This window comes from Microbulbifer mixtoriginis (SeqCode) (genome assembly GCF_052467945.1).
On the sequence record NZ_CP174328.1, the window covers coordinates 4810150 to 4834565 of the forward strand.

17 protein-coding genes are annotated in these 24416 nt (G+C 51.2%); 12 read left to right on the forward strand and 5 right to left on the reverse strand.

The genetic code is table 11. The features are described 5' to 3' along the window. Window positions 1-32: 32 nt before the first annotated feature. Both ACJJIJ_RS20995 and ACJJIJ_RS21000 read right to left on the reverse strand, forming a co-directional pair. Window positions 33-1439, reverse strand: a complete 1407-nt coding sequence (locus tag ACJJIJ_RS20995) for a sigma-54-dependent transcriptional regulator (RefSeq protein ID WP_252084457.1) — start codon at window positions 1437-1439, stop codon at window positions 33-35. Between the two features lie 131 nt (window positions 1440-1570). Continuing rightward, window positions 1571-3151 carry a sensor histidine kinase gene (locus tag ACJJIJ_RS21000; RefSeq protein ID WP_444938318.1) on the reverse strand — a complete coding sequence of 527 codons (1581 nt, stop codon included), beginning with the start codon at window positions 3149-3151 and terminating at the stop codon, window positions 1571-1573. Between the two features lie 89 nt (window positions 3152-3240). On the opposite strand from ACJJIJ_RS21000, the gene ACJJIJ_RS21005 reads away from it, so the two are divergent. Then, window positions 3241-4869, forward strand: coding sequence for an NAD+ synthase (locus tag ACJJIJ_RS21005; RefSeq protein WP_444938319.1), 1629 nt, complete (start codon window positions 3241-3243; stop codon window positions 4867-4869). Window positions 4870-4927: 58 nt separating this feature from the next. Here ACJJIJ_RS21005 and ACJJIJ_RS21010 read toward each other — a convergent pair whose 3' ends face one another. Further along, window positions 4928-5860: an outer membrane protein assembly factor BamD gene (locus ACJJIJ_RS21010; RefSeq protein ID WP_252084460.1), complete on the reverse strand. Its 933-nt coding sequence runs from the start codon at window positions 5858-5860 to the stop codon at window positions 4928-4930. 118 nt (window positions 5861-5978) lie between these two features. Between ACJJIJ_RS21010 and rluD the strand changes: the two genes are divergently transcribed. The 5 genes from rluD (at window position 5979) to ACJJIJ_RS21035 (ending at window position 15284) form a co-directional block, all read left to right on the forward strand. Then, a complete protein-coding gene (gene rluD / locus ACJJIJ_RS21015) occupies window positions 5979-6935 on the forward strand; it encodes a 23S rRNA pseudouridine(1911/1915/1917) synthase RluD (protein WP_444938320.1) in 957 nt (318 codons plus the stop codon). An 80-nt stretch (window positions 6936-7015) separates the two neighbouring features. After that, complete coding sequence (pgeF, locus tag ACJJIJ_RS21020) at window positions 7016-7789, forward strand: peptidoglycan editing factor PgeF (RefSeq protein ID WP_444938321.1); 774 nt, start codon at window positions 7016-7018, stop codon at window positions 7787-7789. A gap of 358 nt (window positions 7790-8147) precedes the next feature. Next, a complete protein-coding gene (gene clpB / locus ACJJIJ_RS21025; protein ID WP_252084463.1) occupies window positions 8148-10751 on the forward strand; it encodes an ATP-dependent chaperone ClpB in 2604 nt (867 codons plus the stop codon). 336 nt (window positions 10752-11087) lie between these two features. Further along, window positions 11088-12194 (forward strand): efflux RND transporter periplasmic adaptor subunit, encoded by a 1107-nt coding sequence (locus ACJJIJ_RS21030; RefSeq protein WP_444938322.1) that lies wholly within the window; start codon window positions 11088-11090, stop codon window positions 12192-12194. Between the two features lie 18 nt (window positions 12195-12212). After that, the gene (locus ACJJIJ_RS21035; protein WP_444908677.1) at window positions 12213-15284 is read left to right on the forward strand and encodes an efflux RND transporter permease subunit; all 3072 of its coding nucleotides are present in this window, start codon (window positions 12213-12215) and stop codon (window positions 15282-15284) included. Window positions 15285-15304: 20 nt separating this feature from the next. Here ACJJIJ_RS21035 and ACJJIJ_RS21040 read toward each other — a convergent pair whose 3' ends face one another. Then, window positions 15305-16369 carry an AraC family transcriptional regulator gene (locus tag ACJJIJ_RS21040; protein WP_444938323.1) on the reverse strand — a complete coding sequence of 355 codons (1065 nt, stop codon included), beginning with the start codon at window positions 16367-16369 and terminating at the stop codon, window positions 15305-15307. Window positions 16370-16621: 252 nt separating this feature from the next. Here ACJJIJ_RS21040 and ACJJIJ_RS21045 point away from each other — a divergent pair, with 252 nt between their 5' ends. Both ACJJIJ_RS21045 and ACJJIJ_RS21050 read left to right on the forward strand, forming a co-directional pair. Further along, complete coding sequence (locus tag ACJJIJ_RS21045) at window positions 16622-17839, forward strand: hypothetical protein (RefSeq protein ID WP_444938324.1); 1218 nt, start codon at window positions 16622-16624, stop codon at window positions 17837-17839. A gap of 19 nt (window positions 17840-17858) precedes the next feature. Then, entirely contained in the window at window positions 17859-18938 is a 1080-nt protein-coding gene (locus ACJJIJ_RS21050) for a DUF4785 family immunoglobulin-like domain-containing protein (RefSeq protein ID WP_444938325.1), read from the forward strand. Between the two features lie 10 nt (window positions 18939-18948). Here the strand turns inward: ACJJIJ_RS21050 and ACJJIJ_RS21055 are convergent, their stop codons facing one another. Continuing rightward, entirely contained in the window at window positions 18949-19428 is a 480-nt protein-coding gene (locus ACJJIJ_RS21055) for a DUF4124 domain-containing protein (RefSeq protein ID WP_444883731.1), read from the reverse strand. Window positions 19429-19887: 459 nt separating this feature from the next. On the opposite strand from ACJJIJ_RS21055, the gene ACJJIJ_RS21060 reads away from it, so the two are divergent. The 4 genes from ACJJIJ_RS21060 to pssA all read left to right on the forward strand — a co-directional run bounded on the left by ACJJIJ_RS21060 (window position 19888) and on the right by pssA (window position 24165). After that, the gene (locus ACJJIJ_RS21060; RefSeq protein WP_444883732.1) at window positions 19888-21624 is read left to right on the forward strand and encodes an acetolactate synthase 3 large subunit; all 1737 of its coding nucleotides are present in this window, start codon (window positions 19888-19890) and stop codon (window positions 21622-21624) included. A gap of 11 nt (window positions 21625-21635) precedes the next feature. After that, window positions 21636-22127 carry an acetolactate synthase small subunit gene (gene ilvN / locus ACJJIJ_RS21065; protein WP_252084471.1) on the forward strand — a complete coding sequence of 164 codons (492 nt, stop codon included), beginning with the start codon at window positions 21636-21638 and terminating at the stop codon, window positions 22125-22127. A 24-nt stretch (window positions 22128-22151) separates the two neighbouring features. After that, complete coding sequence (gene ilvC / locus ACJJIJ_RS21070; RefSeq protein ID WP_444938326.1) at window positions 22152-23177, forward strand: ketol-acid reductoisomerase; 1026 nt, start codon at window positions 22152-22154, stop codon at window positions 23175-23177. Window positions 23178-23289: 112 nt separating this feature from the next. Next, entirely contained in the window at window positions 23290-24165 is an 876-nt protein-coding gene (gene pssA / locus ACJJIJ_RS21075) for a CDP-diacylglycerol--serine O-phosphatidyltransferase (RefSeq protein WP_444903789.1), read from the forward strand. Window positions 24166-24416 lie beyond the last annotated feature (251 nt).

A 24416-nucleotide genomic window follows, 5' to 3' on the forward strand; every position in this document is an offset into this window, starting at 1 on the left:
CACACGGATCAGTGTGATATCCCTTGACCACCTTAAGTCTCCAGCCCCAACTTCTTCAACCGGTAACGCAGTGAGCGAAAACTGATACCAAGTTTCTGAGCTGCAGCGGTACGGTTCCAGCGAGTCTTGGTGAGTGCGCTCTCAATTGCTTCTTTTTCAATATTCTGCAGAAATTCATCTAGGGAGTTGTACTGGCTGGGATCAAAGCGATTGTTTTCTTCCGATTGGTTTCTATTTAAGGCTTCACCTTTAGTGCTAGTAGAGGAAGCCTCTCGATCTTGCGATTGCTCATCCTTCTCCAGTAGCAGGTCATCAAGGCAAATTTCCTGATGATCGCATAGGGTAAAGGCGCGTTCGAGGATATTTTCGAGTTGGCGAACATTACCGGGAAAGGGGAAAGCCTGTAGGGCTTGCATGGCATCGGTAGATATGCCAGGGGGTATTGTCCCTGAATTTTGGGCAATACGCTGCATAATGGCATCGACCAATAAAGGTATATCTTCACTGCGCTCGCGTAGAGGGGGTGTGGATATTTCGATTACATTGATGCGGTAATAGAGGTCGTTGCGAAAGCGCCCTTCGGTGACCTCTTTGGCTAGGTCCTTGTGAGTAGCGCTGAGGATACGTACATCGATAGGAGTTTCCTGACTTGCGCCTATAGCCCGAATGCGTTTTTCCTGTATTGTACGCAAAAGCTTGACCTGCATATCCAGGGGTAGGTCGGCAACTTCGTCGAGAAATAGAGTACCGCCCTGAGCACTCTGTAGTAGGCCCGCTTTGTCTTTATGTGCGCCGGTAAAACTGCCTTTTTTATGCCCAAAAAACTCGCTCTCCATAAGGTCAGTGGGAATGGCTCCACAGTTAATGGGTACGAAAGGTTTGTCGGCACGGGCTCCCTGGGAATGAATGGACCGGGCAGCCAGTTCTTTACCTGAGCCCGATTCGCCACTGATATAAACCGGGGCATCACTGCGCGCAACTTTGGCTATCTGTTCGCGCAGCTTGCGCATATTTGGGGCTTCCCCTAAGAGCAGCTGCTTCGCGCTCTTGCTCTGTTGTGGATCTCGCTCCCTATTCACGCGTAGGGCCAGCTGAGCGAGGTTGCGAAGCCGTTCTAAATCGACCGGTTTACTGACAAAGTCAAATGCGCCGAGCTTTAGCGCCTTAATGGCAGTATCCATATTGCCGTGCGCGGTAATCACTGCGATGGGCAAGTCTCGAAGAACACCACTCTGGATATGCTCGACTAGTTGTAGACCATCGCCATCTGGCAGACGCAGGTCGGTCAGGCAAAAATCATAGTGGTTCTCTTTAAGCAGGCGTGTTGCCTCCGCTAAGCTGGCGGCGGTGTGACAGTTCACATCCATGCGCTGCAGAGTGAGTGTGATTAGTTTGCAGATATCCGGTTCGTCATCGACAACCAGGGCCAGAGGTAGCATCAATTCTCTGTCTTTTCTTGTTTTGTGGAGATTGTGGGCAAAGGTGCCGATTCTGATTATGTCAGAAATTCTTTACGAATATTCTCATACATTTTGGGAAATATTCCTGAGCAGAATCAAGTCACATTCTTTTAGTGAGCAAATTCAACTCTAAAGCAACTCATATCATCCTTGCTACGGCAGTGGTAGAGGTTGGCCTGATTGGTTTCACAGAGTTCTCGGGCAATATAAAGACCCAGACCACTGCCGCGGCTGCCGGTGGTGAAAAAGGGCTCAAAAATCTTGTCTTGGTGTGCCTGTGGAACCCCTGGCCCTTGGTCTTTCACATCCAATTGAGTACAACCGCGCTCAGAATTGTAGTACACACTAATTGAGGCATGTCTCTTGCCGGAGGCTACTTGAGAGTGGTGCAGGGCATTGTCGGTTAAATTGGTGACCACCTGGGCCATTTGTGCCGAGTCAAACCTGGCTTTGAGGGGGTTCTCAGGTAAGTCGAGCTCAACTTGACCTGCCCCAATGGATCCGGCGTTATAGTCTTGGATCAACTGTTGTAGCCAACTACTGATGTCATGTTCCTGCGGATCGCCAGCTTGGCGCCGCGAGAGTTGCATAACATTTTCGACGATTTGATTAACCCGCTGGCTCTGCCTACAGATGATTTCGGTGAGATAGTGATCTTCCTCAGCCAATTGGGAGGACTCAGACAACAGTTGGGCAGCATGGCTGATAGCCGAGAGAGGGTTGCGAATCTCATGAGCGATGGAGGCGGTGAGATGTCCGAGAGAGGCAAGTTTCAATTTCTGTGCAGCTACGGCTAGCTTGCGATTATCTTCTACGAATACCAGTGTACTGTTGCCGCTTTCATGCTCGAGCTTCGCGAAGTTTAGGTGCAGTTCTCTACCATTGTCCCCTTGTAACAGTGAAGTATCGGGTCCTTTAGTATCGCGCCACTGGCGAATCGACTGGAGTAGTGAGCTCCCTGCGAGGCTCTCAGCGTGTAACTGTTCTCCCAAGAGCCTCCGGGCTGCCTGATTAATCAGCTCGGGCTGGCCAGTAGGGCCCATTACCAGTACTCCGGTACCCATACGCTCAATAATCTGTTGTGCCAGCCGCTGAAGGTGTGCAGCTTGGCGGCTTTGCTGGTCGGCGCGAATATTGGCGCTACGAATACGTACAGACAAATACTGTAATGCGCTTACCGTGGCGAATAGCAACAGGCCTAGGCTTCCAGCGGCGACAATATCCTGACTAGTGCCTTTACCTGACATCAAATTGTACAACTCTAGGCCGATGACCCCGAGACTTGCCAGCGCCGCGAAGAAGGCACTCATTCGGCGGTCTAAAAGAATAGATCCGATTGAACAATTGATTAGCAATAGATAGCCGAGACCGGAGTTCAAGCCACCACTGGATTCAATTAAAAGAAGGAAAACCAGAATATCACAGGCCAGAATGATACCAATTTGCCCTGTGCCTACTTGATAGGCCTGCTGGCGTAAAAAAATTAACCAGCCAAAGTTAAGTAGGGAATACACAACGCTTGTATACAAGAAAAGTAGCGGTGCAGTATCTCCAAGAGCGCCGGCTCCTATATCCGAATAGAAAATTCCAAGTAACACTAGGGCGATAGATAGCCGATAAATTGCGCAAATTCGCAATAGCTCATGGTGTTGAAAAGAGGGGGTTGTACTGGTGTCGTTGGCACTACTCAAGGTGGTTTCCCGGTATGTTGTTATGGTGACCGCTGCCGTTAGAGCCCACAGGGGTTACAATGGCGGCCTGTCTTGTCCGAGGTTTAACCATGTCTACTTTGCAGCTAGTGCTGGCACAAATCAATTCTCTCGTAGGAGATATCCCAGGTAACACCGCTCGAGTGATTGAGGTGGCTAACAGGGCCCACCGTGAATTGGGTGCCGATCTGGTCCTTTTTCCCGAGTTGACTTTGTGTGGCTATTCTCCAGAGGATTTACTGCTGCGTCCCAGTATGCAAACTCGCGTTGAGGCTGCACTGGAAGCATTGAAAGCTGTTCAACTGCCCTGTGCAATTCTGATCGGCTATCCCCGTCATCTAAACGGCAAGCTGTTTAATATGGCGGGCCTGATTGCCAACGGAGAGTTGGTGGCGGAGTATGCCAAGCAAAAATTGCCAAACTATCAAGTATTCGATGAGAAACGTTATTTCACCAAAGGTGATCAACCTTGTGTCGTGGATATCAAGGGTATTTCGGTAGGCTTTAGCATTTGCGAGGATATCTGGCATCGGGAACCCATACAGCAGACCGTAGAGGCAGGGGCCAAATTGATTCTGAATATCAATGCCTCTCCCTTTCATCGCGGTAAATCTCTTCAGCGACAGGAGTTGATATCCACTCAGGCACGTGTAGCGGAAACACCAATTGTGTACGTGAATTGGTGTGGTGGTCAGGATGAGCTGGTCTTCGATGGGGGTTCAATGGCTGTGGATGCTGATGGACAGATCTGCGCCAGGGCAGAAGAATTTGCCGAGCAGTTACTGCCCGTATCGGTATCCCAGCAGAGTGGAAGAGTAACCCTATTACCAGGTAAGGTGGCGCCTCTTATGGGGGATCTGGCATCGGTTTATCAGGCGCTGGTACTGGGAGTACGCGATTATGTTAATAAAAATGGTTTTAACGGTGTGGTACTGGGACTCTCAGGTGGCATTGACTCGGCTTTGACCCTGGCGATTGCCGTGGATGCACTGGGCAAAGATCGGGTGGAAGCAGTGATGATGCCTTTCCATTACACTTCAGATCTGAGTAAGACCGATGCCGCCGATCAGGCACAGCGCCTTGGCGTCGATTACCGGGAAATTGGAATCGAGCCCGTTTTCGATGCCTTCATGGGGGCATTGGCGGAAGAATTTGCTGGTAGTGCGAGAGATACCACCGAGGAAAATCTGCAGGCGCGAACTCGCGGAGTATTGCTGATGGCGATCTCCAATAAGAAGGGGGCCATGGTACTGACCACCGGTAATAAGAGTGAAATGGCAGTCGGTTATGCGACTCTTTACGGAGATATGGTTGGGGGCTTCAACGCGCTAAAAGATGTGCCCAAGGTACTGGTGTTTGAATTGGCGCGCTATCGAAATACGGTCTCGGAAGTCATTCCTGAAACTGTTATCACACGACCGCCAAGTGCTGAGTTGGCCCCAGATCAGGCGGATACCGACAGTCTGCCTCCCTACGAAGTGTTGGATGAGATTCTGAATCTCTACGTCGACAGAGACTTCAGTGCCGAGCAAATTGTTAAGCAGGGATTTGAGCGCAGCATTGTTGAGCGTGTGGTACGCCTGGTATCACGCAATGAGTACAAGCGTCGCCAGGCTGCCGTGGGTGTGCGGATTTCAGAGCGGGGTTTTGGCCGAGATCGGCGCTACCCGATAACCAATGGTTGGAAGGCTGGCGAGTAAGCTGGACTAGAACATAAAACGGCGCCGAAAGGCGCCGTTTTATGTTCAGCAAGGGGTGTTACATCAGCTCCGGAGGGAGAGGGGCTTCATTGCGGTTGTACTCGGGGTTATACAGCTCGCGGCTATCGAAACCTTCGGGATCAGACTTTTCAAACAACCCGAGGGTAACACGGTGTACCAGGCTGCGGCCGCTGGCGCCTTTGAAGAAGTCATAGTTGAAGGTGCCATCTTCATTGAACGCTGGATGCTTGGGATAGTTGTTGCGCAGCACGCTCAGGGCGTTGGCTTCCAGCTCCGGCATCTCCATCATGTGGTAGCCCTGTACCATCACTGCGAGTGCATCGGGTACGGCCGGAGTCTGCTGGAAGTTTTCCACAACATAGCGGCCACGGTTGGCGGCGGCGAGGTAGGCGCCGCGCTTGAAGTAGTAGTTGGCCACATGGATCTCATAGCGAGCCAGCAGGTTACGCAGGTGAATCATGCGTTTCTGCGCATCTGCGGCGTAGCGGCTTTCCGGATAGCGGGCCATCAACTGAGAGAAGTAGGCGAAGGATTCGCGAGCAGCGCCTGGATCTCGGTTGGTGAGGTCGGTAGGCATAAAGCGCTCAAACAGGCCGGCGCCCTCGGTGAAGGAGGATAGTCCCTTCATGTAGTAGGCGTAATCGACGTTGCGGTGTTGCGGATGCAACCGGATAAAACGGTCCGCTGCGGCGATGGCGGCATCGTTTTCATAGTTGCGGTAATAGGCGTAGATCAGCTCCAGCTGGGCCTGTTCTGCATAGTTGCCGAAGGGGAAGTTGTCTTCCAGGGCGCGCAGGTTCTTGATCGCCAGATCCCACTGGCTAGTGCGAAGTTGCCGCTGGGCAGCCTCATAGAAGGCTTGTTCAGTGCGGTTGCCAGTGGGCAGGCCCTCTTCGGAGTCATCGGTGTTGGCACAGGCAACCAATAATACCGACACCAAGGCCAGCGACAGCATTTTCCAGGCTTGCATAGCCCCTCGCTCTATCATTCTCACACTCTACCTTATTAAACTATCCGCCAAGATTAATCTGGCGCTCCAGACATTTAAACACAGTCCCGGAGCTGCCCAAAGTATTTGCAATTGTTTGATGAATGACCACCTAAAACTCGATATTGAAGTTCCGGCCAGTATGGCTGGTCGAAGATTAGACCAGGCAGCAGCCGAATTAATTCCCGATTACTCCCGCGCTCGCCTGCAATCCTGGATCAAAGGCGGCCAGCTCACCTTGAATGGTGCTGTTGCCAAGCCTAAGGATAAGCTATTTGGCGGTGAGCAGCTTAGTCTACGCGCGGAATTGGAGGCTCAGGGAAGCTGGAGTGCCCAGGCCCTGGACCTGAATATTGTCTATGAAGACGATAGTCTCATTGTGATCAATAAGCCTGCAGGTCTAGTGGTTCACCCGGCTGCGGGTAATCCTGATGGCACTTTGCTAAACGGCTTGCTACACCACTGCCCAAATCAGGAGGTGATTCCCCGTGCTGGCATTGTGCACCGTTTAGACAAAGACACCAGTGGCCTGATGGTTGTCGCCAAGACTTTACCGGCACAGGTACACCTTGTAGACCAATTGAAGCAGCGGACGGTCAGTCGGCAGTATGACGCTTTAGTACAAGGCTATATCACCGGCCCCGGTCGCGTTGACGCGCCTATCGGTCGCCATCGCCAGAATCGACTGAAAATGGCGGTACTCGATTTTGGTGGTAAAGAAGCCATCACGCATTATCAAGTGCATCAGCGTTTCCGTGCCCACACCCTGTTGCGCTGCAAGCTGGAAACCGGGCGTACCCACCAGATTCGAGTGCATATGGCCCATATTCGTCATGCATTGGTCGGCGACCCGCTATATGGTGGGAGGCCTAAATTGCCCGCCGAGGCTAACAGGGAGCTGGTTGAGGCACTACAGGGGTTTCCCCGTCAGGCCCTACACGCTGCAGAGTTGGCCCTGGTTCACCCGCGCACCGGGGAAAATATGCACTGGTGTGCTCCTATGCCAACGGATATGCTTCAGTTGCTCGAGCTCCTCAATAGGGATCGGAGTGAGTGAAATCTGTGACTATATCTTCACTTGAGGTGGAGTGTGCAGTCACGGCCCGCTCCGCAACATCGATATAAAGCAGAAAAACTATGTCCCTCGATCATTACCTGACCCCCTCTTGGCCGGCGCCAGCCAGGGTGCGTGCCGTCACTACCTTGCGCAATGGCGGTACTAGCACCGGAGTTTTTAGCAGCTTCAATCTTGGCGCCCATGTGGGGGATGAGGAACCTGCAGTAATGGCCAACCGGCAGCAGTTGTCGGAGGAATTGAAGCTGCCGGCGGTGCCTCAGTGGCTGGAGCAGATTCATAGTGACAAGGTCATTGAGGCACAGAGCGATGGGCTTGTGCGTACCGCTGATGCCAGCTTTAACCTTGGCGGTGGCGCTGCTTGCGCGGTCCTCACAGCGGACTGTCTGCCGGTGCTTATCTGCGACAAGACGGGCACCAGGGTAGCTGCAGCACATGGGGGGTGGCGCGGTTTGGCCGAGGGCATTTTGCGTAACACGGTTACTGCGCTTGATTGCGACCCAAAAGAATTACTAGTCTGGCTGGGGCCTGCGATTGGCCCCGAAGCTTTTGAAACGGGCGTCGATGTTTTAGAAGCCTTTTTCGAGCATGCGCAAAGTGGCACGCATACCGAGGCGATTGCTCAGTGTTTTCGTCCCCACAGTAAGAAACCCTTGCACTTTCTTGCTGATATCTATGCCCTGGCGCGAGCTGAATTGGCTGAACTTGGCATAGAAAATATTTATGGGGGAGAATATTGTACAGTGAATGAAGCCGAACGTTTTTTTTCTTACCGCAGGGAAAGAACTACCGGACGAATGGCTTCATTAATCTGGTTGGCGGATGATGAAAGCTGAGAACACAGTAAAGAAAGGCGAGTGATTTTTGCTGTGCTTTCTATGTCTTACTTCGCTTTCGCTTCCTTTGCCTGAGTTGAGGTAAGGCTATGGCAGAGTGAACCACTTTTTCCTTTGACTTCTATTGGGGTCTTAAGCGCAAAAATCAAGCTTCAGGTGTGGATTTAAAACTAGATTTAAGAAAAAATTATTTTGCGCATTAGTGATTTACGTTAGGAATTCCCACCAATTGATTTAAATCATTGAAAACCTTCCTCCCGCCCCTATTTTATTTCCCAACACTACACTGAAGCGTGGCGCCGCTTGGCTGCTATCGACCCAGTACTACAAAAATCCCCGAGTAGGAGAGGTTGCATTCATGCGTATAGACAGAATGACAAACCCGCTGCAGGCAGCTTTTGCCGATGCACAATCTCTGGCCGTTGGCAGAGATCACAACCAAATTTATCCAGAGCACCTGTTGCTTGCGCTGCTCAACCAAAATAACGGCAGCGTGCCTGCATTTTTGTCGCAGGCCGGATTTAATCTAAATGGTCTGCGCAATGATCTGGCTAAAAGGCTGGATAACCTGCCAACTATCAGTTCCCCCACTGGGGACGTGGGTATGTCGCAGGAGCTGATGCGCCTGATGAACCTCACGGATAAAAAAGCGCAAAAAAATGGTGATAGTTTTATTTCCAGTGAGACAGTTTTACTCGCTGCGTTTGATTCTGCTGCAGGGGAAATTGCCAAAATACTCAATGCCAATGGCGACTTAAAACAATTAGAGGCAGCGATACAAAAAGTGCGTGGTGATGAAAAAATTGACGATCCCAATGCGGAAGAGGCACGTCAGGCATTGGATAAGTACACCTTGGATCTGACCGAACGCGCGATAGCCGGCAAGCTGGATCCGGTGATTGGTCGTGACGATGAAATTCGTCGTACGATACAGGTATTGCAGCGCCGCACTAAAAACAACCCGGTACTGATCGGTGAACCCGGTGTGGGAAAAACCGCGATTGTCGAGGGGCTCGCTCAGAGAATTGTGAACGGTGAGGTTCCCGAGGGCCTCAAAGACAAGCGTCTGTTGTCATTGGACTTGGGCGCTCTGCTAGCCGGCGCCAAGTTCCGTGGAGAATTTGAAGAGCGCTTAAAAGCTGTTCTCAATGAGCTCTCCAAGCAGGAAGGGCGGATCATTCTGTTTATTGATGAGCTGCATACCATGGTGGGGGCGGGCAAAGCCGAGGGCGCTATGGATGCCGGTAATATGCTTAAACCGGCTCTAGCGCGCGGTGAGTTGCACTGTGTTGGCGCCACAACCCTGGATGAATATCGCCAGTACATCGAGAAAGATGCGGCCCTTGAACGTCGCTTCCAAAAGGTACTGGTGGATGAGCCCACCGAGGAAGATACCATTGCCATATTGCGGGGATTAAAAGAACGCTACGAAGTGCACCACGGCGTGGATATCACCGACTCGGCCATCATTGCTGCCACCAAATTGTCCCAGCGTTATATTACCGATCGTCAGCTGCCGGACAAAGCGATCGACCTGATCGATGAAGCGGCCAGTCGTATCCGCATGGAAATAGATTCCAAGCCGGAATCGATGGATAAACTGGAACGCCGTTTAATCCAACTTAAAATCGAACGCGAGGCAGTCAAAAAAGATAAAGATGACGAGGCCACACAAAAGCGGTTAGCCAAGTTGGAGGAGGAAATTCACCAGTTGGAAAAGGAATACTCCGATCTCGAGGAAGTTTGGAAAGCGGAGAAATCCCAGCTTGCGGGTAGCCACGACCTGAAAGAGAAACTGGAACAGGCCAAGTTGGATATGGAATCGGCGCGTCGCGCCGGTGATTTAACCCGAATGTCGGAGCTGCAGTACGGTGTTATCCCACAGCTGGAACAACAGTTGAAGTCTGCTGCAACCCATGAGGCAAGTGAAGAGCCGCGCCTGTTGCGCAATCGGGTAACCGATGAAGAAGTAGCCGAAGTTGTTTCTCGCTGGACAGGTATCCCGGTTTCCAAAATGCTGGAGGGCGAGCGGGAAAAATTACTGCGTATGGAAGACGAGCTTCACAAACGTGTTATAGGCCAGGGTGAAGCGGTGGAAGCTGTCGCCAATGCGGTGCGGCGCTCCCGCGCGGGTCTCGCCGATCCTAATCGCCCCAACGGCTCTTTCCTATTTCTGGGCCCCACCGGGGTTGGTAAAACTGAGCTCTGTAAGGCGCTGGCACAATTTCTCTTCGACACCGAAGATGCCATGGTGCGCATCGATATGTCGGAATTTATGGAAAAGCACTCAGTGGCCCGCCTGATAGGCGCACCTCCGGGGTATGTGGGTTACGAGGAGGGCGGCTATCTGACTGAGGCGGTGCGTCGTAAACCCTACTCAGTGGTGTTGCTCGATGAAGTGGAAAAGGCACATCCGGATGTATTCAATATCCTGCTGCAGGTGCTGGATGATGGTCGCTTGACCGATGGCCAGGGTCGCACCGTGGACTTTCGCAATACTGTTGTAGTGATGACTTCCAACCTGGGGTCGGACCTGATCCAAAAGTTTGCCAGCGCCGAGAGTGGTGATGACTTGGATGCCGAAATTCGTTATCGACAGATGAAAAATGCGGTGATGGAAGTGGTGGGCAATCACTTCCGCCCAGAATTTATTAACCGTATTGATGAGGTAGTGGTATTCCACCCGCTGGATAAGGCGGAAGTGCGCTCCATTGCGGAAATTCAGTTGCGACAATTGTGCCGCCGTCTGAGCGAGCGTGATCTGAAGCTGGAGGTTTCCGAGGGCCTGTTGAATAAGCTTGCTGAGGTGGGCTTTGATCCGGTCTATGGCGCGCGGCCACTGAAACGGGCGATACAAATCTGGCTGGAAAACCCACTGGCGCAAGATGTGCTCGCAGGTAAATTTACTCCCGGCACCACTATCCACGCGGATGTCGAGGGTGATCGGGCGGTATTCCGCTAGTCGGTATTATTCGTTTCTCTGTCGATGAAACAGCTAGTTATACATCTGTTTCATCGACTTTTAGAGTAGGATATTTCGTTTTCTTCCTCCTTCTTTATCTCGCTCAAAATTGGGTGCAGGTACCTATCTTTCCACCATTATCGTCACTTCCGTCCCTTCCATGGCGTTCAAATATCTTTTCAGGCTAATCCAATGAGAGTCTAACAATACGCACGGGATTTTCTTTATAAACTAAATCTGGTGGTCTGTTTAGTTGGTGGCTCCCAGAGTCAGACCTCCGTCTTGTCGATCCGCGGCATTGTTGTGAATGATCGGGGGTAAATTATCAGTAAACGCATGGTGCTAATGCTGCTCGGGTGCCTGGTACTTTTTGGCGGTATTTTTGCGTATAAATTTATTGTCCAGCGTATGGTGAATCAATTTCTGGACAATATGCGTTTGCCGGCTCCTACAGTGACCTCGGCGAAAGCGCAGGTGCAAAATTGGCCAGAGGATTTAAGCGGGGTTGGTACAGTCCGTGCCGTCAATGGTGTTGAGGTTACGACAGAGGCCGAGGGTGTGGTTAGTGCTATCCACTTCAAGTCCGGCCAGTATGTACACAAAGGCGACCTTCTCGTAGAAATATTCGCCGAGCCGGAGAAAGCACAGCTGCAGGTTCTGGATGCTGAGCTGCGTTTGGCAAGGCGCAATTATGCACGAATTAAAACGCTTACCGCTCGTGGTGTGACCACCGAAGCAGAGCTCGATAGTGCACGTAGCACCTTGGATCAGGTGGTGGCCAATATCGAGGTACAGCGCGCCAGGGTGGATCAGCGTAGAGTGCTGGCGCCTTTTAATGGTGTTCTAGGAATACGCCGTATTGATCTTGGGCAGAATGTCAGCCCGGGGGACGCGGTAGTCACTCTTCAACAGCTCACGCCTATCTTTGTCGACTTTTCCCTGCCAGAGCAGAAATACTCTCTGGTTAAGGAGGGGATGCCTATCAGCCTGACTACCGATGCTTTTCCCGGTAAAACCTACCGGGGGAGAATTACCGCAGTAGACCCCAGAGTAGATAGAGCCAGCCGCAACTTCCTGATACAGGCTACGCTCGAAAATCCCAAGAAGCACCTGCGCCCAGGTATGTTTGCCCAGGTTTCTGTAAAAATTGAAGCCAGCCGCCGAGTACTTGTGGTCCCCCGAACGGCCCTGTTGTTTGCTCCCTATGGCGTATCGGTCTTTGTGTTGGAAACGGAAGCCTCTGACAACAGTGTCACCGCAAACAAACGCTTTGTTAAAACCGGTGAGGAGCGCGGTGATCTGGTGGAAATTGTAGAAGGATTGCTGCAGGGCGATGAGGTGGCCAGCAGTGGCTTGCTTAAATTGCGCAATGGTGAGGCTGCGGTAATCAACAATGAGAACAAGCCGCCAGAGGACCCATCTCCCACTCCTGAAAACAGTTAATTTCTACTGGGTGTTGCGGTGAATTTTACAGAGATATTTATTCGTAAACCGGTATTAGCTTCAGTAGTCAGTTTATTTATTTTTCTACTGGGCTTGCGCTCAATAACTGAATTAAATATTCGTCAGTATCCGGAACTGGAGAATGCAGTTATTACAGTCACTACTGTCTATGTGGGAGCAGACTCCGATCTTGTACAGGGATTTATTACCACGCCGCTTGAACAGGAGATTGCAACGGCGGATGGCATAGATTACATGGTATCTACCAGCGTACAGGGGCTCTCGACCATCAATGCCTATGTGCGGTTTGATTACGACCCCAACGAGGTGCTGACTCAAATTGTTGCAAAGGTAAATAAATTGCGCAGCGACTTGCCCGAAGAGTCTGAGGATTCCAGTGTGGAGATGCAGCAGGGGGAAACAACCGCTGCCATGTACCTTTCTTTTTCCTCGGAGATCCTCGCTAACAATCAAATTACCGATTACTTAGTTCGGGTTGTGCAGCCCAAGCTGGCCACTATAGCCGGGGTACAGCGTGCACGTTTGCTTGGAGACAGTACTTTTGCTATGCGCGCCTGGTTGAAGCCTAAAGAAATGGCTGCGTTGGAGGTGACACCTGAAGACGTAGCCAATGCCCTGCGCAATAACAATATCCTTTCTGCAGCGGGGGCCACCAAGGGCTCTAGAGTAGCAATAGAAATACGTGCAGACACGGATATTTCCCGCCAAGTGGATTTTCAAAATCTGGTGGTGCGTGCGAGCGGCGATCAATTGGTAAGACTTAGAGATGTAGCGGATATTGAGTTGGGAGCGGAGACTTACGATAGCTCGGTGACATTTAACGGGCAGTCTGCAACTTTTATTGCTATTGAAGTCGCCCCCAATGCAAACTCCTTGGATGTCATCAAACATGTACGGGAAAAGCTGGAGAGTGAAATTTTTCCCCAGCTACCGGAGGGGATGCGGGGAGAAATTCCCTATGACAGTACTGAGTATATTCAGGACTCTATTTCTGAAGTGGTGCGTACCATTGTTGAAGCAGTGATTATCGTTATCGTGGTCATCTATCTGTTTCTGGGGTCTTTGCGCAGTGTTTTGATTCCTGCCATCGCGCTTCCTCTTTCCTTAGTGGGTGCAATGTTTCTGATGCTGTTGATGGGCTTTTCCATCAACTTGCTAACTCTGTTAAGTATGGTGCTGGCTATTGGCATCGTCGTGGATGATGCGATTATCGTTTTGGAAAATGTGCACCGCCATATTGAAGAGGGGCTCACGCCACGCGAAGCTGCCATTGTAGGGGCTCGAGAACTTGCATGGCCAGTAGTAGCTATGACTACCACGTTGATCGCCGTGTATATTCCTATTGGCTTTCTCGGTGGTCTTACCGGAACTCTATTTATCGAGTTTGCGTTTTCTCTCGCCGGTGCCGTGCTGCTATCGGGTGTGGTCGCGCTAACACTTTCACCAATGATGGCCTCTAGGATACTGAAGCCGCGTGACGGTGGGGGGACACGCTTGGAGGCCTGGTTGGAGCGGCGCTTTGCGAATTTACAGAAGGGTTTTGAAAAGCGCTTGCACAACGCATTAGAGGAACGCAGCGTTATTTTACTTTTCGGCTTGATTGTTTTGGTGAGCTGTTATTTTCTTTTTATTACTTCACCGCAGGAGCTGGAGCCTACAGAAGATCGGGGTTTGGTCCTCACTATATCCACAGCAGATGCTTATGCAACACTGGATTATGTTGAGCAATATACAGGGGAGTTGGTGGATATTGCTGATCTCTATACTGAGGTGGAAAATATTTTCCTGCTCAATGGCGCCGGTACTTTTAGCAGTGGTGTCAATAATGCTACGGCGGGCTTTGTATTAGGGCCCTGGGAAAAGCGTAAACGTGACACTGCACAAATGCAGGAACTAATCAGTGAGGATGTGCGCAACATCGCTGGTCTTAAAGTGGCTGTGGTTGTGCCGCCGAGCTTGCCCACTGCAGGTGGTCAACTGCCGGTGGAATTTGTTATCGGGGCAACAGAGCCAGTGGAGAATCTCGCCGATGTTGCCAGTGAGATTATGGCAAAGGCCTTGCAAAGCAGGAAGTTTATTTTTCTGGACTCCGACCTGAAAATTGATAAGCCTAAGGTCGTTATTGAAATAGACCGAGAGAAGGCTGCGACTATGGGGGTGGATATGGTGAACCTCAGTCGTGACTTGGGGGCAATGCTTTCCGGTGCTTATGTTAATCGCTTTTCACTTGATAATCGTAGTTATAAGGTGATCCCTCAGGTCGAGCGAGTTGATCGCCTGACTCCTGCCCAGTTGAAGCAATATTATATCCGGGCGATTAACGGGGACCTGGTTCCTATTAATACCCTGATTAATCTGCGCCAAATCGTTGAGCCACAACAATTAAAACGCTTCCAGCAACTTAATGCGGTTACGATATCCGGGGTGCCGCGCCCGGGTGTCACCCTAGGTGAAGCGTTGGACGTTTTGGAAAATGCGGCGAGGCAAATACTGCCAGCCGAGTATTCTGTGGACTACTCCGGTCAATCCCGTCAATTCAAAACGGAAGGTTCTGAATTAGTCATAACATTTTTCTTCGCACTGATAGTAATTTATCTGGTGCTGGCGGCTCAGTTTGAGTCCTGGCGCGACCCTCTAATTATGCTGGTGACTGTCCCGATGAGTGTGTGCGGCGCTATGATCTTTGTAAGCCTGGGTCTAACCACACTTAATATCTACACCCAGGTGGGACTGGTGACTTTAATCGGCGTTATCTCCAAGCATGGAATTCTAATTGTGGAGTTTGCCAATAAACTACAAATGGGGGGAGTGGATAAGCGTATCGCTATAGAGGAGGCCACTTCTATTCGTCTGCGGCCGGTATTGATGACAACGGCATCACTGGTGCTGGCAATGGTGCCACTGCTGATTGCTTCAGGGCCCGGTGGTGGGGCCCGTTTTGCCATGGGGCTGGTCGTCGCCTCGGGTATGACGATTGGCACATTGTTTACCCTTTTTGTGGTGCCTGCCATGTATCTTTATTTGGGGCGGGATTACGAAAAGATAAGGGCACAAGTGCAGGGCAATTAATGGCCTCGTGCATGATACTTTTAAGCGTCGAGGATACCCCTTGTGGTGTTACTACGGCGGAATTCACTGGGAGTAACCCCTTCGTGTTTTTTAAAGAAGCGGGTAAATACCGCGCGCTCGGCAAAATGCAGCTTTATTGCGATACTCTCGACAGATTCACTGGAGGACAGCAGTAGACGTTTGGTCAGGGCCAGGGTGACACTGTCTTTTAGCTCCTGAAAAGTAACCCCCTGTTCTTTCAATCTCCTTTGCAGGGTGCGGCCGCTGGTGCGAAAGTGAGCGGCGGCCTGTTTAATGGTGACTTCCTCGCGGAGAATGTGTTTTTCCAGCCATGAGCGCAGGCTCGCAGCTAAGTTGTAACTCGATAGCGTATTGTGTAAAACAGTTTTTAAAACATTTCGGCTCTGGCTACGCAGTAACTTGTGGTAGCTGGGGATAGGAAAATCCAGTGTTTCAGAGCCAAGAATAATGGCGTTGGTATCACAGTCAAATTCTACTGGGCTTTGGAATATACGGGCATAAATAGAATCATCCTCGGGTTTTGGCCTGCGCAACTTAACACCGCATACCTCAGTAAACTGGGGGTTCAGCGTACGCAATAATTCCGCGATTCGGGCCATTAACATTTCGGCAAAGAAATGGTTTACCGATTCGCTAAATAATTCTAAGCGCCATTGCAGAGTGAGGACTTCAAATTCTTTTTCTTGTCTTGTTTCGAATCTTAGTAGCGGTGCCAGGGTTTGCGATAAAACAATTTCCGCAGGGCGCAGTATTTCCCGTGGCCGCCGCAGGGAGGGTTGCGCCTCGATAATGGTTTCTTCCAGCCACAAGATAATAGGAAAGCGACTGAAACTGAGTCCCGGTGAAGAAACTGGGGAAAGTGCTACCAGGTTTTCAATCAGTGCATTGAACTCGCTGTAACTCAGTCGCTCGTTCTCGCGGGGATTCCAGCTAAATGCGAAAGGCAGCCGTTCAATTAGAGTACCAATAGGAATACCCAGCCGCGCAGCAGCTGTAACGAAATAGGGTGCAAATATTTTAGGCACGCCGGCATGGCCGGACATATTTTTATTCTGGTCTCTCATGACTCTTTGCCGTCCGGGTGGCGTTAATTCGATCATAGCAAAGGCGTATCAATCTAAGAAAACAATAATGTGAATTATGACGAACCGGTCGCCTCATGTGGCGCACTTGATCATCCTGTGGCGCCATAAATCCTATTGCGGCACCCACTTCAGCAGATAAGTTGCAGGGGTCTGCAGTGTGTTGCGAAACGGATACCTCGAGACTCTGCAGTCAGTAAATATCCACTTATAAAATTATAAAGGTCAATAACCATGACACTGTCTAAACGACTGGGCGCAGGCCTGTCTGTTTTTTTTGCTGCGATGGTAGGCACTTCTGCAGCGGTAGCGGAGAACTGCTACATCCTGGTCCATGGACATGGAGTCGAGGGGCATACAACCAGTACAGAGAGCGATGGGAGTTTAGTGCAACCGGCACTGGACTATTGGAGCGAAACCTATTTCGATGAATATAAAAACAGCAGTTTTATCGACCAGCTGCTAATCAGCGGCGGTAATTACGGAGTAGTGGGGTACAACTCTACCGATGAGGGTGAGCTGCCCTACTGGCACGATAAAACCTCCGGTGAAATTGCACGGCAAATTATTCAGATCCGCAGTGGAGCCGGAGACAGGTTCGAACACGAAAACCAGTGTTCTGCCGATGATACCTTCTGGATTATTTCCCACAGCCAGGGCGCTGCGCAGATGATGTATATCGCTGGCAACGCTGTTGAAGGATCACCTTACTACAACCGTGCTTACAATCAGTACGACACAGATACTGAAGTACAGGATGTTAAAAAGTGCTCGACAACTTGGTGGGGTAGCAAGAGCTGTAAAACCGTTTCTGAGGAAGTGCAGGTTGCCAGCCTGAGTGATGCCAACGCGGTTACTGTGGATTTTGATAGTGCGATTAGCGGAGTGGCTGCGATCTTCACCACTGGTGGAGCAATCACCGGTACCGAGGGCGTGGATCGTATCTGTAATGGCACTTGGTATGACGAGGTGATCAACGACCTCTTCTTTGGCAGGGAGTGTGCCGCGGTGCGCTATATGCAGACCAACGATATTTATACCGTGCGTAATTACGTGGGCACTAATCTGGGTGCGCCTGTCTACACCATTGGCGGCTACGCGGGCTTTCCCGGTGCAGAAAGCGTTTCCTCGGCACTGTTGAATGGTGAAGATGATGGTTACATTAATCTCGCTTCCCAGATGAACTGTTCTGGTTCCGGCAAACGAAGCCTCTGGTCAAACCTCAAGCAGTACGACACCTTCATGGGTATTGCCTACGGCAGTGCCACCTTCTCCTGTGACAACGACAATAAGGGTACGGCTCGCTCCTACAATCTGGCCAGCATTTATACCGATCACGATGCTCAGCGCAATGGCGGTATTTTGTCTCCGGATTACGATGGCATTCCCGATGGTTTGAATTGTGGGGTTGGTAAAAACAGCGCCGGCCGAATTGCCGCCTGTACTCAGTAATTTTTGCGGGAGCTAGCCTATGTTCGTCAGCAACAATCGCCTCAAGGGGCGCTTAGCCATCCTGGGATCCATTGTCTTTATCGCCGCAGCCGTGGCTTATTGGCTCACTGGTGAGGGTGGGGAAGTATCCACAGCGGTTGTTGCCAAGGCGGAAGCTGGCGGGCTCCATGCCCCACAGCCACAGAGGGCCGAGCTTCAAGAGGTAGCGCTGGTTGAAGAGAAATCGGTCGAGGATAAATCTGTTCAGGTTTGGCAGGAGATCCAGGCGCGGCCGGTCAAGACCGAATTGCACCAGTCACTGCTCTCTGATCTGGCAAAATTTCACCGCTATCCACCGGAAAATCGCGCGATCAAGAGCGCTTCGCAGGATCCGATTTCCCAGACCCATGCCCCAGACCAGCGCACTACCTACAGTGACAATGGGGACACCTTGACCCTGTGGACTGATCAGAAGTTCTATCTGTATGGTGATACCGTGCGTGTCTTCGCCTTTCAGACTGATAGCGATGGTGCCAAGGTACCAGCGGACCTGACCGCCCTGATGGTGTTGGATGACCAGCATGTGCTGGGTTCACTGACCTTTGAAGATGGCAACGGGGACTTGGTTTACGAGGCGGAGATAGAGGCGGGAGCTTACCAAGGGCAGTCGCTGCCAACGGGTATTTATAAGATTATCGTGGATACGGATATCGATGGCCTGCGCGATGCAGCGGCATTTACACTGTCAGAGGATACGGGCAGCTATACTGGCAACTTGCGGGACTCGCTTACCAGTGAGGGTAATTTACTAGTGGAAGCCGAAGTGGAAATATTGCAACAGGGCCGTTTTTACTTCCGTGGTTCCCTCTACAACGATGAGCAGACGCCCATTGGCAGCACCCAATATGCGGTTGAGCTTTCTCCAGGGCGCCACTGGATCCCCTTCGAATTTTACGGTCTGATGATCCGCGATGCCGATCAGGATGGCCCCTATCTGGTTAAGCAGCTGAGTATTGCGCGGGTGACGGTGCCCAGGGCAGATAGGCTGTTTGAACCCGGCTATTACACCGAGCGTTACAGCCTGGAGCAGTTTAACGAAACGCCCTATAAAGAGCTTTAAAAGCTAGGGCTTAGCAGTTATCGCGGATACTCTGTTTTTCCTTGGTAATGCGTTCCTGGCGTTCATCTTCTCCCAGCATACGGTGATTGCCCTGTTCGTCGATTTCACGTACCCGAGCGTGGGTAGTCAGGGCTTTTAGGTTTTTCTGGGAGGACTCACAGCGTTGTGCGCGTGCTGCTGCCTGGGCACGGGCTACTTGCTCATCCACTTTTGAGGGGCCCTGGGCTTCTTGTTTTGTGGTATTTTTTCTCTCGGGAGTGGGCTTGGCAGCCACTTGTTTGGCTTTTTCTGCAGCTATCGCAGCCTGTTGTTCCGCTTCCCATTGTTTGTAGCGCTCCGACTTCGGCTTCTTTATAACTTCAACCTCAGTGCTACTGGGTGGCTGCTCCCCAAAGTGCACCACGCCGTTCTCATCCACCCACTTGTAGATGCCGTTGGCTTGAGCGGCCAGTGCCAGGCCGGAGAATAGCATTGCGAGTGCGATGCGCATCGGATTACCCCTTATCGTTGTATCTTTCCTTACCCGACATATTGTACCGGTAACGGTGGACTTTCCTGTAACTCTCTTAACACTTTCAGTCATGTCTATTGACAGTCAATGTTGGATTGGCAAAATCGACTGTTTCCTCGGCGAGTAGTCGTCTCCGCACACCCGCGGCCAGGACACTAGCACAGGTGGACCACCCCTCCGCCGCAATTCCGCCGAGAGGCTCTCCCTACCCCTGGAGGCCTGCTAGCCTGCAATTCGGACACCGCCGTGTCGGTTTCAGGCTGGGTGTTTTACTGCGCGCGATGATCTCATCCTAAAAATCGGCATGTAAACACGCAACAGGCTGATATCTGTCATCATTTTCCTTTACAATTGCCGTTCAACATTCTTGTTGTTCGTTCGGTTAGCGGTTCTTTGGTGATGGCTATCCTACCAACTAGGTGAATTGAGGAGACTCAAGTGGAATTACTTTCCGGCGGCGATATGTTGGTTCGCGCGCTGCAGGATGAAGGGGTAGATCTGATTTTTGGCTACCCGGGCGGTTCGGCACTGCATATCTATGACGCCATCTTTAGGCAGAAGTCCATCAAACACATTTTGGTGCGGCATGAACAGGGTGCTACTCACGCTGCAGACGGCTATGCCCGCTCAACAGGCAAGGCGGGTGTTGTACTTGTGACCTCGGGTCCAGGGGCCACGAATGCGATTACCGGAATTGCTACCGCCTATATGGATTCGATTCCTATGGTGGTGATTTCGGGTCAGGTGCCCAGCGATAAGATCGGTGAAGATGCCTTTCAGGAAACCGATATGGTTGGGTGCTCGCGGCCAATCGTAAAGCACAGTTTCCTGGTGAAGAACGCCGAGGATATTCCCGAGATCGTTAAGAAAGCTTTCTATATAGCCACGACTGGCCGCCCTGGCCCTGTGGTGATTGATGTACCCAAGGATGTAACCAACCCCGCCGAGCGCTTTCCCTATCGCTACCCGGATAAGCTGCGCATGCGCTCCTATACTCCGGCGGGCAAGGGCCACAGTGGACAAATTCGCAAGGCGGTGGCGTTGTTGCTATCGGCGCGGCGACCGGTAATTTACGCTGGCGGTGGTGTGGTTCAGGGGGATGGCTCCGAACTGCTCACTGAGTTGGCTCGCCATTTGAATTATCCCGTGACCAATACCTTGATGGGACTCGGCGCTTTTCCCGGTAGCGATAAACGTTTTCTCGGTATGCTCGGCATGCATGGCACCTTCGAGGCTAATACCGCTATGCATCATGCAGATGTCATTCTGGCGGTGGGAGCGCGTTTCGATGACCGCGTTACCAATACACCCAGCAAATTTTGTCCGGGAGCCAAGATTATTCATATTGATGTGGACCCGGCTTCTATTTCCAAAACCATCGTCGCCGATATTCCCATCGTTGGTACTGTGCAGTCAGTACTGGCTGATATGCTGGAAGCCTTTAAATCCAGTGAGGAACAGCCGGACCAGTCAGCAATCGTTGACTGGTGGCGTCAGATAGACGACTGGCGTGAACGTCACGGCCTCTATACCGTTCCGCGATACAAAACTGACGGCGCCCTGATCATGCCGCAGGAGGTCATTCGTGCGGTTTACGATATCACCGAGGGCGATGCCTTCGTGACCTCTGATGTTGGACAACACCAGATGTTTGCCGCCCAGTATTACCATTTCGACAAGCCGCGCCGTTGGATTAACTCCGGCGGGCTCGGCACCATGGGTTTTGGTCTGCCTTCTGCCCTGGGGGTGAAGATTGCCCACCCAGATAAAGAAGTTGTCTGTGTGACCGGTGAGGGCAGTATCCAGATGTGTATTCAGGAATTGTCCACCGCTACTCAATACCATCTGCCGGTTAAGATTCTGTGTCTCAATAACCAGGCACTAGGCATGGTGAAGCAGTGGCAGGAAATGCAGTACGAAGGGCGCCTTTCCAACAGTGTCTACGAAGAGTCTCTGCCGGACTTCGTCAAGCTTGCAGAAGCCTATGGCCACCTGGGTGTGAAGATTGAGCGAAGAGAAGACCTGCATGAAAAACTGCAAGAAGCCTTTGCGCATAAAGACCGCACGGTGTTTATCGATGTTTATGTCGATCCCTCTGAGCATGTCTACCCGATGCAAGTCATGCCGAGTGGCTCCATGCGTGATATGTGGCTGAGCAAAACCGAACGGACATAGGGGTTAGGGAAATGCGGAGAATTATTTCGGTTTTGATGGAGAACGAGCCGGGAGCGCTATCCCGAGTTGTGGGATTGTTTTCCCAGCGCGGCTACAACATTGAGAGCTTGACTGTGGCGCCTACAGAAGACGCTACTTTGTCACGTCTCACCATGGTGACCATAGGTGATGATCACAAGATCGAGCAGATAACAAAAAACCTCAACAAATTAATTGATGTGGTGAAGCTGGTTGACCTTACGGAAGGCTCTCACATTGAGCGGGAATTATTGCTGGTAAAGGTGCGCGCCAATGGAGCCCAGCGCGATGAGGTCAAACGAAGTGTAGATATTTTTCGTGGGCAGATAGTGGATGTTACCAGCAGTATGTACACGGTTCAGGTTGCCGGTACCGGTCAAAAACTCGATGCATTTTTACAGGCATTGGGAGAGCACACCATTATGGAAGTCGTGCGCTCCGGGGTTTCTGGAATCGCCCGCGGTGAAAAAGTATTAAGTGTTTAGATAGCAGGAAATAGGAATTTAGTCATGCAAGTTTATTACGATAAAGATTGTGAACTGTCTTTAATCCGCGGGAAAAATGTTGCGATTATCGGTTACGGTTCTCAGGGGCATGCCCACGCCAATAATCTCAAGGATTCCGGTGTAGAAAATATTGTTGTCGGTTTGCGCAAAGGTTCTGGCTCCTGGAGCAAAGTGGAGAGTGCCGGCCTGCGTGTTGCCGAGGTAGAGAGTGCGGTCAAAGATGCTGATGTGGTAATGATTCTGGCACCGGATGAGTACCAAGCCAATATTTACAAAGAGCAAGTGGCCCCCAATTTAAAATCTGGTGCGGCGCTCGCCTTTGCTCACGGGTTCAATGTGCATTTCGAACTGATTGAGCCGCCGGCAGATATAGATGTCATTATGATTGCGCCAAAAGGTCCCGGGCATACCGTACGCTCCACTTATCTTGAAGGGGGCGGTGTGCCAACTCTGATTGCGGTTTATCAGAATGCTTCCGGCAATGCGAAAGAACTGGCACTTTCCTACGCCAGTGCAAATGGTGGCGGCCGCTCTGGAATTATTGAAACCAATTTCCGTGAGGAGACTGAGACAGACCTTTTTGGAGAGCAGGCTGTATTGTGCGGGGGGGTTTCCGCCCTGGTGACCGCTGGTTTCGAAACTCTGGTTGAGGCCGGTTACGCGCCTGAGATGGCCTATTTCGAGTGCCTGCATGAGCTGAAGTTGATTGTCGACCTGATGTATCAGGGCGGTATTGCTGACATGCGCTATTCTATTTCCAATACTGCAGAGTACGGTGATTATGTCACTGGGCCGCGGATTGTTACCGATGAGACTAAAGCAGAAATGCAGCGCGTTTTGAAGGATATTCAGACCGGGAAATTCGCAAAGGACTTTATGTTGGAATCTCTCGCTGGACAGCCGCGCTTAAAGGCTGAGCGCCGCATTGGTGCAGAACATCAAATTGAGCAGGTGGGTGCCAAGCTTCGTGCCATGATGCCCTGGATTAAAGCGAATAAAATTATTGATCGGACAGAAGGCAACGGTTGAGAACTGTTTAACTAAAAAGACGGCGGGATACCCCGCCGTTTTTTTTTGCCCTGTGCCCACACAGGGCAATGGCGTACACTCGCTGGCTGCAAAATGCATTAACGGAGAGTCTATGAGCGTTCAAGGGGATGATAAGCAGCCCGAAGACCCAATTAGTGGTCTGAATGAGGAAATTCGTCTGCCCGTCGACGAGCACATTGAGGAAGAGGTTGCAGAGAATGGCAAAAAGGTGCGCGCGCGCGGTGTCTATCTCTTGCCCAACCTAATTACCACCGGAGCCCTTTTTAGCGGTTTCTACGCAATTATTGCCGGTATGAGCGGAAACTTTGAGGCTGCCGCGATCGCAATTTTTGTGGCTATGGTTTTGGATGGCCTGGATGGGCGGGTTGCACGTCTGACCGACACTCAAAGTGCCTTTGGCGTGCAATATGATTCCCTCTCTGACATGGTTTCTTTCGGCCTTGCTCCAGCTCTGGTAGCTTTTAGCTGGGGGCTGGATTCTTTGGGCAAATTTGGCTGGGCTATCGCGTTTTTATATGCGGCTTGCGCCGCCCTGCGCTTGGCCCGATTTAATACCCAGGTAGATACCGTCGATAAAGGGGTATTTATTGGTCTTGCCAGTCCAACAGCTGCGGCAATTGTTGCCAGCATGGTTTGGGCTGGACACGATCTCGATGTCGGCGCTGGTATGGCAATGATCGCCGCATTGGTAACCGCCGTGGCAGGGCTTTTAATGGTCTCAAATTTCCACTATACAAGCTTCAAGGGACTTGATTTCAAGGGTCGAGTACCCTTTGTGATGATGCTTGCAGTAATCCTGGTGTTTAGCCTTGTGACCATCGACCCCGCTGGTGTTCTCCTCACTTTGGCTGTTCTCTATACACTTTCGGGTCCGGCTTTGTGGCTATGGGGCAGAGTACACCCAAAACCCGCCAATCGAAGTAGCGAAACTGCTGGTGATAAGGCGAAGGATAGGGAGCTGCACTAGCCTCTAAGGATTCTCTTTGGGATTTGTACCTTTCGACCTTAAGGTAGTTATGCGGGAGTGCGAACTGAGACGGAAATGTGATCGTCGGGAGGTCGGATGCGGCCTCAATACTCCCCTCAAAATAAGAGGGCTGCGTAACAGCTGAATAAAGACTTGCGCAGAAGCACAGTAGTCCGTATAGTTCGCGCCCTCGCTGCCTGAGACGGCAGTGGAGGGTGGCTCCAATCAATTGATTTTCCTACGAAAATTCA